The sequence below is a fragment of the Pseudomonas sp. S5D5 genome (genome assembly GCF_003013355.1).
In the GTDB taxonomy this organism is placed as follows: domain Bacteria; phylum Pseudomonadota; class Gammaproteobacteria; order Pseudomonadales; family Pseudomonadaceae; genus Aquipseudomonas; species Aquipseudomonas aylmerensis.
Genome location: NZ_PTEO01000001.1, coordinates 3,637,136 through 3,652,420 on the forward strand (window position 1 = coordinate 3,637,136; position 15,285 = coordinate 3,652,420).

Here is a 15,285-nt window from a genome sequence, read left to right on the forward strand (position 1 = left end):
CTGAGGCCCCTTCGTTATTGGAATTAATGGCCGCTGGCCATCAGTATTTAGACAGTGATGTTGCAAGGTGCCCCACGTGGAAGGTCGCTCTTGATGGCTGACATGCACGCGCTCATGGACTGCCGGCGAGCAGGCCACGTGGACGTTTCGAGTATCGAGAGATCGTGCGCGCGGCTCAATTTCGCAGATGGCTGTGGTGTGACGCAGACCGACGCACATGTGCAGCAGCGACAGTCCGGCAAGTGCGTGCTGGACGCTCGGTTGCAGACTATCTAGCATGCTCGGCATGCAGCTCACGCCTGATCCGCTGCCCGAAAAAAAACTAAAAAAGCCGCTTGCGAGGAGATCCACGCCCCCATGTCAGTTGTAATCGCCCCCTCCCATGGAGAGCGCCATCAAGTGCGCAATGACCTGCAAGGCAACGTGCAGAGAAACCTCGCCACGCTGGTGGAGTCGTGCCGGTCAGTCGCTGACATGTGCCGCAAGATCGATGTGAACCGCCAGCAGTTCAACAAGTACCTGGCCGGCCAGCATGTGCCGTCGCAGAAGATCCTGCAGAAAATCGCGCGCTATTTCATGATGGAAGCCGAGGACCTGTTTCGTCCCCCGGCCGACTTCAAGCAGTTCTACGAAGGGTTCGAAAACGAGCTGCCGATCGGGCTGCGTGCCTCCGCGCAGTTCAATCACTTCCTGCCACTGGCCAAGGCTTCGGCGCACGCGCTGGACGACTACCTGGGCGTGTATTACCGCTACCACAACTCGTCGATCTATAAAGGCCGGATCCTGCGCTCGGTGACGTGCCTCTACCGCGCAGACACAATGGTGCAGTACGTGACCGTCGAGCGCTTCCCGTTGCAGGATGGCAGCGGCAAGACCGGCTACTCGTTCACCTATCACGGTTTCTGCCTGTTGCTGGGCGACCGGTTGTTCATGGTGGATTTCGAGGGCAAGCAGCGCAACGAAATCACTTTCTCGATCCTCACGCCGCAGCACCGGCGGCCCATACGCTTTCTGCATGGGCTGGTCACCGGGGTGGCGTCATCGTCCTATCGCCAGCCCTTCTCCACCCGGCTGACGTTGAACTATGTGGAAAAAGGCCTGATTCGCAAACGGCACCTGCGCGCGGCAACAGTGCTGCTGCCCGCCGACCTGTCACTGCCGGTGGAGGTGCGCGAGTACATGACGGGAGACAATGCGGCGATCGTCTGGGGTGGGCAGGACTAGAAGCAACGCCGCCCTGCTGCCCATTGCGGGCAGCAGGGCGTGACTCAAGCGGTGGTCTTGTAGCGACGGATGCGGATATCCGCCTGCTCCTTGTGGCCGGCAAACCCTTCCATCGCGCAGAGTCGCGAGCAGTATTCGCCCACCAGCACCGAGGCCTCATCCGTCAGCACGCGCTGGTACGTACAGGTCTTGATGAACTTGCCCACCCACAACCCGCCGGTGTACCGCGCAGCTTTGGTGGTCGGCAGGGTGTGGTTGGTGCCGATGACTTTATCGCCATACGAGACGTTGGTGCGCTCCCCGAGGAACAGCGCGCCGTAATTGGTCATGTGCTCGAGGAAATACAACGGATCACGGGTCATGACCTGGACATGCTCGGAGGCGATGCGATCGGCCTCCTCCACCAGTTCCTCAACACTGTCACAGAGGATGATTTCACCGTAGTCACGCCAGGCGATGGCAGCCACTCCGGCCGTGGGCAGGACCGCCAGTTGGCGCTCGATCTCGGCTGGAATCGCCTCGGCGAGTGCACGGCAGTTGGTCAGGAATACCGCCGGAGAGTTCACCCCATGCTCTGCTTGCCCCAGCAGGTCGGCGACCACCAGTTCTGCATCCGAGGTTTCGTCAGCGATAACCAGGGTTTCGGTGGGGCCGGCAATCAGGTCGATACCGATCTTGCCGTACAACTGGCGCTTGGCTTCTGCCACATACGCGTTACCGGGGCCCACGACCATGTCGACCGGCGCAAACGTGTCGGTGCCCAAGGCAAGCGCGGCAATGGCCTGCACCCCGCCGAGGCAGTAGATCTCGTCAGCGCCCGCCAGGTGCATCGCCGTGACGATGGCCGGATGCGGGCGGCCATCGAACGGCGGCGCCACGGCCACCACGCGCTTGACGCCGGCGACCTTGGCAGTCAACACGCTCATATGCGCCGACGCCAACAGCGGGTATTTGCCGCCGGGGATATAGCAGCCCACCGAGTTCACCGGAATGTTCTTGTGCCCCAGGATCACGCCCGGCAGGGTCTCGACCTCGACATCCACCAGCGCAGCCTTTTGCACCTGCGCAAAGCGGCGCACCTGCTCCTGGGCAAAGGTGATATCGCCGATCTCTTGCGCCGAGAGGCTGGCGACGCAGGCGGCAATTTCCTCATCGGTCAGACGAAAGCTGACCGGGTCCCACTGATCGAACTGCCGGGAATACTCACGGACCGCGGCGTCCCCCTGGCGACCGACGTTGGCAATGATGTCAGCCACCACATCGCGAACCTGGCTCGCGATCTCGGCCTGTGCAGCCACCGGTTTGGCAGTCTTGAGGTATTGAATCATGTCTTGCTCCAGTTTAAGTACGCGTCGTCAGCCAAGCCTCGAAGCACGGGCGTGCTCGACAGATACCTGGCAACTGGAGTCGATTTTCCGGGCTGCACGGCCCTGTCCACAATTTCGCACTGACGGCCCAGGTGACGCACGATGACGCACGGCGCCCCCAACTTGATTGCGGCAACAGGCGCGCCGGGGGATGACCGTCTCGCACAGTCCGGCAGGTAGCAATTGATAACATTCCGCTGTCGGAAAATTGGAATCAAACCTCACGGTGACTCACTCACGCTACGAGCCCAGTCGATAAAACCCGCGCTGGGTGACTCTGCCTGAACCAGACCGCGAGATAACACTGCATGAGCCTATCAGCGACCGTCACCCAGCCGACTGTCACGCCAGCACGCCCTCTTCCGCCAACAACCGCCATCCCCCCTCTCCCGGCAGCCGGCACCGGCAACGCGGCACACACCGCCGATCAAGCCCCGGACGCCCGCCCCGAAGCCAAGGGCGACAAAGACCTCGCGCTGTTATTTGCCACGGCCGCGCAGAACATCGCCCGGAACGGGCCTTCATTTGACGGTACGGACACTATCAACGGCATACCGCCGCAATCGACATTCGGCCAGTGGTGGGGCCACCTGCACAAACTGCTTGAAAACCCCCAGTTCGTGGAATGGGCGAGCGCCAAACATATTGATCTGTCCAAGCCGCTGTCGATCAGTTCCTTCGGCCATCTCACCGCGACTGCCAGTGGCCGTCGCGAGACGTTCAGGGCCGCGGATAAAGACCCGTTATGGGACACGCTCGTTGCCCCCGTGCTGCGCGCGGCAGGCGTTGTGGCGGCAGGCAACAACCCCTTGATCGTCACCCCCGGCAGTCACTCATCCGCGCCTCTGTTTGTCGTGGCGAATTTCTATGGAGAAGACGCCAATGGCAATGCGGCGCGAGCCAATGAGTTGGCGCAGACCCAAGTGTTCCGGAAAAACGCGGCTAACGATCCAGACAGTCAAATGGCACCTGCAGCCGACCTGGGCATACTTGACGACGAAAAAACTGCGCGAGGTGATCTCGCCGATATGCATGGGTTGTCCGCCAAATTGACGCACCTGGTGAACAGTGGGTCTCGCCAGGTCGAAGAGGCCTTGAAGAACACCACGATGGCGGTGGATCCCGACTCGTCGTTCAGCCAGCAGAGACAATTGGGTGACACCACGGCGCCGACCCTCGAGCAGTTTATGCTTGCGAACAATTGGATCCTGCCAAAAACCGTGGCAGAACTCGAGAACGTCAGGAACGTCATCAGCAGCGCACCGCTGCCGGTCTCGAAACTCGGCAGCCTCGGCGGAGCCTTGTCCTGGCCCGTGCCGCTGGAGAATTACGAACAAAAAACCGTCTACAGCCACTTCAACTACAACCTTAACCTGCCGACCCTGAGCAACGATGGGACGTCACGTCCGGATCGACGCGGTGCGCTGGGCTACCTGGCGAAAAACATGCAATTTTCCACCAGCGAATTGCGCAATCCTCTGCAAGTCATAGAAAAAATAGTCAATACGCCCAAGGCCCGCGAACTCGAATCCGCCCTGAAGGCCAAGATGGGCGACACCTGGAAAACCAGCACGCCCCATGACTGGGTCCTGACCGCCATTGTGACCACCCTGGACAAGGAAAGCCTGTTTCATCCAAAGCCAAACCATGTGGCGGGATACAACCTGGCAGACGACCGTTTCAGTGGAAAGCCCCTGGTGACGATCAAACAGGGCCTCGCCGACCATCTCGTCCAGCTCAACCGGGTATCGCCCGAGTTGGCACCCGTGGCCGCGCACCTGCTGCTGGCGCGGGCGGCGCCGGAGCTGCTGGTCCAGAACATTCCCAATGACGTGAGTTACGGCTCGACTGCCTGGGTCGCGTTCAAGGCCGCAGTGGCGCGCATTGAAACCTACAGCCCTGGCGCCACCGCAGATATGACCTTTGCCCAGGTGTTTGCGCAGGATGCCAAGGACCCGATTACCGATTTCGGCCAAGCCATACAGGAGGGGACATCCCGCCTGGCGTTGATCGAATGGGGGAAACTGCACGGTACGCTCCCGCCCCGGGAGGACGGCGACTATCCGCAAGCGCAGATCGATCAGACGAAAAAAGCATTCAAGGACAAAACGTCGACGCTGGAAACAACCCTCGGATACCTTGCCGCCAAGGTGCCGACCCAACGAGAGCTTGCCTTGGAGGCGCTGAAGAAAAAATTCGGTGTCGAATTGCCTTACGAACTCAAGTGTTTCCGGGATAACGGGCCTGCAGGGCGAGCCCACGGTGCTCATGCCTATCTCACCCCAATCAGATACTCATTGGTGGATTTCTATCTTTCAAATCCTGAGTCAAATGTCTTTTCACGCTGGATTTCCGAAGACCGCCGGTTCCCCACCAGCATGCTCACTCAACTGGCAGACCGACCCGACCCAATACTCGAGCATAAAAACAAGTTTACTGCCTACAAAAACAACCTCATCGGCGCACACGCCACCGTTATAAAAAACCAGATATCCAGGCTGCCCCTGGAAGATCGAAAAAATCTCGAGTTCGGGAAAATTCGAGTGTTCGTCGAAGGCCAAGTCAGTAAGACAACGGTGTTCACTCGCGCAGGCAGACAAGAAGATGAAGATCTCACGCCGGCGCAACCCATGGACAACCGCAGGCTGATTGTCCATACCCTGCGTGACGGCAACCCGGAATTCTATGAAATGTCATCGCAGAAAGGCCAAATAACCAAGCGCGACGACCTGAAAGAAAACTTCAAGGAAGGCCTTCAAGGCGAATGGGTCGAAACCCCCACTGATGTTGGCCAAGCCTGGGAAAGCTCGGCGATCCAAGAGCTGACCCCTTCTAAGGATCAAGCCGCCAGGCAAGCAGCCAGCCCATTACCCGTCACCATCCCGGCGTCCTTCACCAGCGCGCGCAGCAACTATATTGCCGAGCGGGTTTCCAGCCATTCCCTCCCCTCCTTCAGCTTCGATAAGCTGTTCGAGTTGACCAAGACAACCAGCACATTCGAGGACGAGGCGGCCAAGGACAAGGCCAGGCTCAAATTCATCACTGGCCTGGCACCCGGTGGATCCGCCGCCATGAACCTTGTCAACGGTGATTGGCTGGCCGCGCTTAGCGATGTGATATTCGATGGTGTCATGTACATGACAGGTGCGGCATTCGGCAAAGGCGCGGGGGCGCTGCGTGGGGCAGGACGAAGTGTGCCGGCCGGGGCTGCCCGCGGGGTTGGACGGGCCGGAGCGGCAAGCAGGCCATTTGGTCGCGGTGTACTGGGGAAGGCACCCGGCCTGCCAGCCAGCCAAGTGCCAAATGCCGCAACCGGAAAATTCCCCACTCTGCGCAAGTTGCAACAAAGCGGGATGAACAATGCGCAGTTCAATGAGTTCGTCAAAAGAGCGGATATTGCTGAAGGTACCTATAAAGTCGGCACGCGCACTGAACGGATCAAAACGACTGCCATACAGGATGAGAAAACCGGTGATTGGTTTCACTACGACGCTGCCAGGAACCGTGCCTACGGGGCAAAGATAGAGCACTTCGCCGCTCAGGCAAATGACCCGGTCTCGGCCACCGCTTCCGCGTCTGCGTCCCCGGGCAATAACTTCCAGAAAAGCCTGGCCAAAGACAAAGCCATTAAGCCGAATCACATGCAAGACCTCAAAATGATCGCCAACGAAGTGCATACCTATGTTGACAACTACAAGGGGCCGCAGCGTCTTAACATTGTGGCCCACGGGCATGGGCGCGACTTTGTTGACAAGTTGCTGAGACAAGGCACCCATGTGGTTATCGACCAAACGCAGTACTCCGCTAAAGAGTTGGTTGCGTTATTAAAAAGCAAGGGTGTTGACCCCTCGAGTTACGACAACATCAGGTTGTTGATTTGCCACTCCGGTGAGGGCGGAAGTCATTCGTTTGCTCGATTGCTACAGCAAGAGATCAAGCGCCCCGTCAAGGCTTTCGAGGGCACGGTGACCATGAACTATGGTTCCACCTATATGACCCAGAGGCGAAACGAGCTGGCAATCGGCCGTCAAGATAAGTTACCTGGCCTTTCTGCCGAAGGTGCCGAAAGATGGGCGAACGATAAGCTCAAAAATGACCTGATTAACAAGATCACCCCAAAAGTCACCAAAACGCATGGCGTGAAGCAAGAGTTTAATGTGGCAGGTTTAGGCGAAGAGCCACGCTACGTGACCAAGACAATTTCCTACAAGCCGGTGTATTTCCAATAGGGCCGGCCGCTCACTCGGGCGATTCATCACCCGCTGCTATGCCCGCTCCCGGCATACTCGGCGGGTTTGGCGTCGATCAATCTGGTGCCACTCGACTTCCAATGGGCATCACAGGCCTATTCGCCCAGCCGCTGTGGGGCCACCTATTTAGCGCTTCCATGCGCACGCTGCACGGAACACCGAAATCTACCCCCCAGAAAATCCTGAGTTGCACCGCACGCAATAGTGTTTTGTCATCAAGCCCATTGATAGCACCCTAACGAAACCCCCATGCTAGAGGGCTAATCTCGCGCTTATATCATTCCGAATGATAGTTACCTTTGCTTCATTCGATTCGTGACATAGCACAGCGCCGCGCATGATCCGCCCATCTCAAATACATTGGCGGATGCACCTCATGGAACAGTCACTCAAACATTTGCGCTTTCCCCTGGCGATTTTGGCCGTGGTGGTGATGAGCGCATGCGGCAAGACCCCGGAACAAGCGGCCGCCATGCCAGCTGCAAAAGTCAGCGTGGCGAAGGTGCTGGAGCAACCGGTCAACGAGTGGGACGAATTCACCGGTCGCCTGGAGGCACCGGAAACCGTGCAGATTCGTCCACGCGTCTCGGGCCAGATCGATCAGGTAGCCTTCATCGAAGGCGCCCTGGTGAAGAAAGGCGACCTGCTGTTCCAGATCGACCCGCGCCCGTTCCAGGCTGAAGTGCGCCGCCTCGAAGCCCAGCTGGCACAAACCAAAGCCGCCGCCTCGCGCAGCGACAATGAAGCCCAGCGCGGCGAACGCCTGCGCCAGAGCAATGCGATCTCCGCCGAACTGGCCGACTCGCGCACCACCGCCGCCCAGGAATCGCGCGCCGCCGTCGCCGGGATCCAGGCGCAGTTGGACCTGGCCAAGCTGAACCTGAGCTTCACCCGCGTGACCTCGCCGATCAGCGGCCGCGTCAGCCGTGCCGAAATCACCGCCGGCAACCTGGTGACCGCCGACGTCACCGCGCTCACCAGCGTGGTCTCCACCGACAAGGTCTATGCCTACTTCGACGCCGATGAGCGCGTATTCCTCAAGTACACCGAGCTGGCTCGCCAAGGCCGTCGTGGTGCTACGACCCCTGTCTACCTGGGCCTGTCCAACGAAACCGGCAACCCGCACCTGGGCCAGATGAACTTCGTCGACAACCAGGTCAACCCGGCCACCGGCACCATCCGGGGTCGCGCCGTGTTCGACAACAGCAAGGGCGAATACACCCCTGGCCTGTATGCGCGCCTGAAACTGGTCGGCAGCGGCACCTACTCCGCCGTGCTGATCAACGACGAGGCCGTGGGCACTGACCTGGGCAAGAAGTTCGTGCTGGTGATGGACGGCGACAAGCCGGCGTATCGCTCGGTGGAACTGGGGCCGAAGATCGAAGGTTTGCGCATCGTACGCAGCGGCCTGAACAAGGACGACACCATTATCGTCAAGGGCCTGCAGCGCGTGCGCCCTGGGTCGCCGGTCGCTCCGGAAACCATCCCGATGGCCAGCAAGGAAACCCTCGCGGCCTTGGCACAACAACGACAAGCGCTTGAAGCAAGCAACCTGGAGCAAGTGGCGCCGGAAAAAACCGCGCCCAAGCTCGCAGCCGTTGCGACTCCACGCGGTTAAGGGATACGACTCAAGATGAATTTTTCCAAGTTCTTCATTTCGCGGCCGATCTTCGCAGCGGTGCTCTCGCTGTTGATCCTGATCGCCGGCGCGATCTCGCTGTTCCAATTGCCGATCAGCGAATACCCCGAAGTCGTGCCGCCGACCGTGGTGGTGCGCGCCAACTTCCCGGGCGCCAACCCCAAAGTCATCGGTGAAACCGTGGCCGCTCCGCTCGAGCAAGCCATCACCGGCGTCGAGAACATGCTGTACATGTCCTCGCAGTCGACCGCCGACGGCAAGCTGACCCTGACCATCACCTTCGCCCTGGGCACCGACCTGGACAACGCGCAGGTGCAGGTACAGAACCGGGTGACGCGGACCCAGCCGAAACTGCCTGAGGAAGTGACGCGCATCGGTATCACCGTGGACAAGGCCTCTCCCGACCTGACCATGGTGGTGCACATCACCTCCCCGGACCAACGCTACAACATGCTCTACCTGTCCAACTACGCCATCCTCAATATCAAGGATGAGTTGGCACGCCTGGGCGGCGTGGGCGATGTGCAGTTGTTCGGCATGGGCGATTATTCCCTGCGTGTGTGGCTGGACCCGAACAAGACCGCCTCGCGCAACCTGACCGCCACCGATGTGGTGACGGCCATTCGTGAACAGAACCGCCAGGTGGCTGCCGGTGCATTGGGCGCGCAGCCTGCACCGAATGACACCAGCTTCCAACTCTCGGTCAACACCCAGGGCCGCCTGGTCACTGAGGAAGAGTTCGAGAATATCGTCATCCGTGCCGGCGCCAACGGCGAAATCACCCGCCTCAAAGACATTGCGCGGGTGGAGTTGGGCTCCAGCCAATACGCCCTGCGCTCGTTGATCGATAACCAGCCGGCCGTGGCGATTCCGATCTTCCAGCGCCCTGGCTCCAACGCCATCGACATCTCCAATGAAGTGCGGGCGAAGATGGCGGAGCTCAAGCAGAGCTTCCCGGAAGGCATGGATTACCGCATCGCCTATGACCCGACCGTCTTCGTGCGCGGCTCCATCGAGGCAGTGGTCCACACCTTGTTCGAAGCACTGATCCTGGTGGTGCTGGTGGTGATCCTGTTCCTGCAGACCTGGCGCGCCTCGATCATTCCATTGGTGGCGGTGCCGGTATCGTTGATCGGTACGTTTGCGGTGATGCACCTGTTCGGCTTCTCACTCAACGCGCTGTCACTGTTCGGCCTGGTATTGGCCATCGGTATCGTGGTGGACGACGCCATCGTGGTGGTGGAGAACGTCGAGCGGAACATCGAATTGGGACTCGAACCGTTCCCGGCCACTGAAAAGGCCATGAGCGAAGTGACCGGCCCGATCATCGCCACCGCGTTGGTACTGTGTGCGGTGTTCGTTCCAGCGGCCTTCATCAGCGGCTTGACCGGACAGTTCTATAAGCAGTTCGCCTTGACCATTGCGATCTCGACGGTGATTTCGGCGTTCAACTCGCTGACCCTGTCGCCCGCGCTGGCAGCGGTATTGCTTAAAGGTCACGACGCACCGAAGGATCGCTTCTCCAAGTTCCTCGACAAGTTGCTCGGCGGCTGGTTGTTCAAACCGTTCAACCGCTTCTTCGACAAAGCCAGCCATGGTTACGTCGGCACCGTACGCCGGGTGATTCGCGGCAGCGGCATTGCGCTGTTCCTGTACGCCGGCCTGATGGTGCTGACATGGTTGGGCTTCGCCCACACGCCGACCGGTTTCGTCCCGGCCCAGGACAAGCAATACCTGGTGGCCTTCGCGCAATTGCCGGACGCCGCGAGCCTGGACCGCACCGAAGACGTGATCAAGCGCATGTCTGACATCGCCATGAAACAGCCCGGCGTGGAAAGCGCTATCGCCTTCCCCGGCCTGTCGATCAACGGTTTCACCAACAGCCCGAACAACGGCATCGTGTTCGTGACCTTGAAGCCATTCGAGGAGCGTAAAGACCCGAGCCTATCCGCAGGTGCGATTGCCGGTGCACTGAACGGCAAGTACAGCAGTATCGAGGAAGCCTACATGGCGATCTTCCCGCCGCCGCCGGTACAGGGCCTGGGGACGATTGGCGGCTTCCGCCTGCAGGTCGAAGACCGTGGCAACCTGGGTTATGACGAGCTGTACAAAGAAGTGCAGAACATCATCACCAAGAGCCGTGGCGTACCTGAGTTGTTCGGCCTGTTCACCAGCTACACGGTCAACGTGCCGCAGGTCGATGCTGCCATCGACCGTGAAAAGGCCAAGACCCACGGCGTGGCGATCAGCGACATCTTCGACACCCTGCAGATCTACCTGGGTTCGTTGTATGCCAACGACTTCAACCGCTTCGGCCGTACTTACCAGGTCAACGTGCAGGCTGAGCAGCAGTTCCGCCAGGATGAAGACCAGATCGGCCAGCTGAAAGTGCGTAACAACAAAGGCGAGATGATCCCGCTGGCGACCTTTATCAAGGTCAGCGACACCTCGGGCCCGGACCGCGTGATGCACTACAACGGCTTCATCACCGCAGAAATCAACGGCAACGCCGCACCGGGCTACAGCTCCGGCCAGGCCCAGGCGGCGATTGAAAAACTGTTGAAGGATGAACTGCCCAACGGCATGACCTACGAGTGGACCGACCTGACGTATCAGCAAATCCTCTCGGGCAACACCGCGCTGTTCGTGTTCCCGCTCTGCGTACTGCTGGCGTTCCTGGTACTGGCCGCCCAATACGAAAGCTGGAGCCTGCCGTTGGCGGTGATCCTGATCGTACCGATGACGCTGCTGTCGGCCATCACCGGGGTGATTATCTCGGGCGGCGACAACAACATCTTCACCCAGATCGGCCTGATCGTACTGGTGGGCCTGGCGTGTAAGAACGCGATTCTGATCGTCGAGTTTGCCAAGGATAAACAGGCCGAGGGTCTCGACCCACTGGCGGCGGTACTCGAAGCGTGCCGTCTGCGTCTGCGGCCGATCCTGATGACCTCGTTCGCCTTCATCATGGGTGTAGTGCCCCTGGTGTTGTCCAGCGGTGCCGGTGCCGAGATGCGTCATGCCATGGGTGTGGCGGTGTTCTCCGGGATGATCGGGGTGACCTTCTTCGGTCTGTTGCTGACACCAGTGTTCTACGTACTGATCCGACGTTATGTGGAGCGCCGGGACGCGCGCAAAGCGGCCAAGGCCTTGAAGCTGGAGACACAGCAATGAGCGTGAAAATATTCCTGCCGAGCCTCCTGGTACTGGCGCTTGCCGCCTGTGCCGTGGGCCCGGACTACAAGACCCAGACCCCGGAGGCGGCCAATATCACCGCCGCCGTGGACGCCAAGAACTACGACCACGCCAAGTTCGAAGGCATCTGGTGGCAGCAATTCGAAGACCCGATCCTCAACCAGTTGGTGACTCAGTCGCTGCAAGGTAACCGTGACCTGCGCGTCGCCTTTGCCCGCCTGCGTGCTGCCCGTGCGATTCGCGATGACGCCAGCAACGACGCCATGCCGGTAATTACCAGCCGCGCCAGCAGTGACCTGGGCAAAGGGCAGATCCCTGGCCAGACCACCAAGCGCGTCAACAGCGAGCGTTACGACCTGGGCCTGGACATGGCCTGGGAACTGGACCTGTTCGGCCGCATCCAGCGCAACCTGGAAGCCACCGACGCCGACCAGCAGGCTGCCGAAGCCGACCTGTACCAACTGCAAGTCACCATGATTGCCGAACTGGTGGACGCCTATGGTCAACTGCGCGGCGCACAATTGCGTGAACGCATTGCCCTGGACAACCTGAAGAACCAGCAGGATTCGCGCACCATCACCGTCAGCCTGCGCGATGCCGGGGTGGGCGACCAACTCGACGTCGAGCGTGCCGACGCACGTCTCGCCGCGGTGGAAGCCAGCGTGCCGCAACTGCAGGCCGAACAAGTGCGCGAGCGTAACCGCATCGCCACCCTCCTCGGCCAGCGCCCCGACAAGCTGACCGTCGACCTGAGCCCCAAAGACCTGCCGGCGATTGCCAAGGCGTTGCCGATCGGCGACCCGGGGCAACTGCTGCAACGGCGCCCGGACATCCTCAGCGCCGAACGCAAACTGGCCGCCGCCACCGCGCGTATCGGCGTGGCCAAGGCCGACCTGTTCCCACGGGTCAGCCTCAGCGGTTTCCTCGGCTTTACCGCCGGGCGGGGTTCGCAGATCGGCTCATCGGCCGCCAACGCCTGGGCCCTTGGCCCGAGCATCACCTGGGCCGCATTTGACCTGGGCAGCGTGCGCGCACGTTTGCGCGGAGCCGATGCACAGGCCGATGGCGCCCTGGCGACCTACGAGCAGCAAGTCCTGCTCGCACTGGAAGAGTCCGAAAATGCCTTCAGCGATTACGGCAAACGCCAGCAACGCCTGGTCTCGCTGATCCGTCAAAGCGAATCCAGCCGCGCCGCCGCCGACCTCGCGGCAATCCGCTACCGCGAAGGCACCGTGGACTTCCTGGTACTGCTCGACGCACAACGTGAACGCCTGGCCGCCGAAGACTCCCAGGCCCAGGCCGAAGTAGACCTGTATCGCGGCATCGTGGCGATCTACAAGGCGTTGGGCGGCGGCTGGCAGCCGGATACGGTGGTAGCAACCGCCAAGTAATTCAAGCGCTCCTTTGGTTGGTCGCATCCAGCCAATTTTTAGCCCCGTGGTCCATTCGGTCACGGGGCTTTTTTTGTTTGGAGGGTCCTGGAATGTTGAACGCTTGAATCGTGCTGGGCTGACTGTTGAAACGTGGCGCACGAACTCCACCCTTCCAAGCGTCAGCGCAAAGCTGATGCCTTACGTAGCCTCATTCAAAATCAAACTCCGATAATGCCCCGGATTCGATCCGCTCCATTTACGAAACGCCTTATAAAACGAACTGGTATCGGCAAACCCCAGCCGCTCGGCAATCTGCGCGAAGCTGATCTGCGGTTCCGCCAGCCAGACAATCGCCAGCTCTTTGCGCACGCTGTCCTTGAGGCCTTGGTAGGTCTGCCCCTCTTCCGCCAGGCGCCGGCGCAGGGTTGATGCAGAGATACACAGGCTGGTAGCGAGGCCCTCGGTTTCCGGCCAGGTGTCGGGGGGCATTCGGCGCAGGTCGTGCTTGATGCGGTTGGCCAGGCTGTCGGGGTCGCGGTATTTGACCAGGATGTTGGCCGGCGCATGGGCCAGGAAGCGTTTGAGTTCCTCTGCGCTGCGCTTGATTGGCAGGTCGAGGCAGTCGGCGGAAAAGATCATGCGGGTACGTGGCCGATCAAACCGTAGGTTGTCGGAAAACATCACCTGGTAGTCATCGCAGAAATCCGGCCGGGGGCAGCGCAGTTCAATCGCCAGGATCGGTATCCGTCGCCCCGCCAGCCAGCAGGCCACGCCGTGGACGATCATCCAGTAGGTGAAGTAGGTAAACGCCCGCTTGGGCTCGACCTCAGGCTCCAACAGCACGATCTCGGCCAGGCTTTGCTGGCGCACCAACTGGGCGGGCAGTTGCTCGAACATCAAGGATAAAAACCCCAGGCCGGTTTCCAGGCTGGCGTCCAGGCTCGTTTGCGCCATGGCTGCGCGACACAGGAACGCCAGGCTGCCGGATTTGAGCTTGCGTGGGTCCATGCCGAAGAACTCATCGTCCAGGCGCCGCGCCAGCAGGCGCCACAAACGTGCGTAGGTGGTGGCCGACACCCGTGCAGCGGGCTGGTCAAGCAGTGCCGGGTCGATGCCGACTTTGTTCAGCACTTCAACGCTGGCCGCACCCGGCGCGCAGCTCTGCAACAAGGCTTCGCGCACGAGGTGGATGGAAATGGTGTCTTTTTCCGACATGGGAGGTTGGGCAATCCGATCGCGCACAAGATGGCCTGCATCATAAGGGCGGTTGCGCTTCGCCACCACCGTTCAGCCGCTGTTCAGCAAACGTCAATATTCCTTGTTTAGTAATGAGTATCATTATGTTACAACTTAGCATCCTATCTAGTTATGATGCGGTGCCGAATGCTTGTTCCTTTTCTCATCATGCTGCGCGAAGGCATTGAAGCCGCGCTGATCGTCGGCATCATCGCCAGTTACCTGCAGCAGACCGGCCGCGGCCAGTGGATGCCCGCCGTCTGGATCGGCGTCTTCCTCGCCGCCGCGCTCGCGTTGCTGGTGGGTGGTGGCCTGGAACTGGTCAGCGCCGAATTCCCGCAAAAACAGCAGGAATTGTTCGAAGGCATCGTCGGCCTGGTCGCCGTGGGCATCCTCAGCTCCATGGTGTTCTGGATGCGCAAGGTCGCGCGCTCGATCAAGCACGCCCTGCATGAATCTCTCGATCACGCGCTGGCCGGCTCCAAGCACCAGGTCACGGCGCTGATCCTGATGGTGTTTTTTGCCGTGGCCCGTGAAGGCCTGGAAACCGTGTTTTTCCTGCTGGCGGTGTTCCAGCAGAGCGAGGGCCCGGGCGCTCCGATTGGCGCCCTGCTCGGCCTGATCCTGGCGATTGTCGTCGGCTTCCTGATCTACTCCGGCAGCATGCGCCTGAACCTCGGCGCGTTCTTCCGCTGGACCGGCCTGTTCATCCTGGTGGTGGCTGCCGGCATTCTGGCCAACTCGGTGCAGGCCCTGCACGAAGCCGGTGTGTGGAACCACTGGCAGACCGTCTTGTTCGATTTCAGCGCCGTGCTGCCGATGGACAGCCCGCTGGGCTCGGTGCTGGCCGGGATGTTCGGCTATCAGGAAGCACCGACTATCAGCACGCTGGGCGCCTACCTGATTTACCTGGTGGTGGCCCTGGTGATGTTCTTCCTGCCTGCGGCACCGGCCAAGCCTGCCGCCACCTCCTCTTCCGTTTCCAGCCATTAAGGACCGTC

Annotated in this window: 8 protein-coding genes; 6 read left to right on the plus strand and 2 right to left on the minus strand. The window is 60.4% G+C overall.

The window, feature by feature from the left end; translation table 11 throughout:
- The first annotated feature begins 357 nt into the window (after positions 1 to 357).
- Positions 358 to 1,224 carry a helix-turn-helix transcriptional regulator gene (locus C9990_RS16710; protein ID WP_065905153.1) on the plus strand — a complete coding sequence of 289 codons (867 nt, stop codon included), beginning with the start codon at positions 358 to 360 and terminating at the stop codon, positions 1,222 to 1,224.
- A gap of 44 nt (positions 1,225 to 1,268) precedes the next feature.
- On the opposite strand, the gene hisD is transcribed toward C9990_RS16710, so the two are convergent.
- Positions 1,269 to 2,552: a histidinol dehydrogenase gene (hisD, locus tag C9990_RS16715; protein WP_106803998.1), complete on the minus strand. Its 1,284-nt coding sequence runs from the start codon at positions 2,550 to 2,552 to the stop codon at positions 1,269 to 1,271.
- Between the two features lie 347 nt (positions 2,553 to 2,899).
- Between hisD and C9990_RS16720 the strand changes: the two genes are divergently transcribed.
- The 4 genes from C9990_RS16720 to C9990_RS16735 all read left to right on the plus strand — a co-directional run bounded on the left by C9990_RS16720 (position 2,900) and on the right by C9990_RS16735 (position 13,066).
- A complete protein-coding gene (locus tag C9990_RS16720) occupies positions 2,900 to 6,820 on the plus strand; it encodes a hypothetical protein (RefSeq protein ID WP_106803999.1) in 3,921 nt (1,306 codons plus the stop codon).
- Between the two features lie 397 nt (positions 6,821 to 7,217).
- The gene (mexE, locus tag C9990_RS16725; protein WP_065905152.1) at positions 7,218 to 8,459 is read left to right on the plus strand and encodes a multidrug efflux RND transporter periplasmic adaptor subunit MexE; all 1,242 of its coding nucleotides are present in this window, start codon (positions 7,218 to 7,220) and stop codon (positions 8,457 to 8,459) included.
- A 15-nt stretch (positions 8,460 to 8,474) separates the two neighbouring features.
- Positions 8,475 to 11,654 (plus strand): efflux RND transporter permease subunit, encoded by a 3,180-nt coding sequence (locus tag C9990_RS16730; protein WP_106804000.1) that lies wholly within the window; start codon positions 8,475 to 8,477, stop codon positions 11,652 to 11,654.
- Positions 11,651 to 13,066, plus strand: a complete 1,416-nt coding sequence (locus C9990_RS16735) for an efflux transporter outer membrane subunit (protein ID WP_106804001.1) — start codon at positions 11,651 to 11,653, stop codon at positions 13,064 to 13,066. Before C9990_RS16730 ends, C9990_RS16735 begins: the two co-directional genes overlap by 4 nt.
- A gap of 180 nt (positions 13,067 to 13,246) precedes the next feature.
- Here C9990_RS16735 and C9990_RS16740 read toward each other — a convergent pair whose 3' ends face one another.
- Positions 13,247 to 14,263 carry an AraC family transcriptional regulator gene (locus tag C9990_RS16740; protein ID WP_106805675.1) on the minus strand — a complete coding sequence of 339 codons (1,017 nt, stop codon included), beginning with the start codon at positions 14,261 to 14,263 and terminating at the stop codon, positions 13,247 to 13,249.
- A gap of 168 nt (positions 14,264 to 14,431) precedes the next feature.
- On the opposite strand from C9990_RS16740, the gene efeU reads away from it, so the two are divergent.
- Positions 14,432 to 15,277: an iron uptake transporter permease EfeU gene (efeU, locus tag C9990_RS16745; protein WP_106804002.1), complete on the plus strand. Its 846-nt coding sequence runs from the start codon at positions 14,432 to 14,434 to the stop codon at positions 15,275 to 15,277.
- Positions 15,278 to 15,285: the final 8 nt, after the last annotated feature.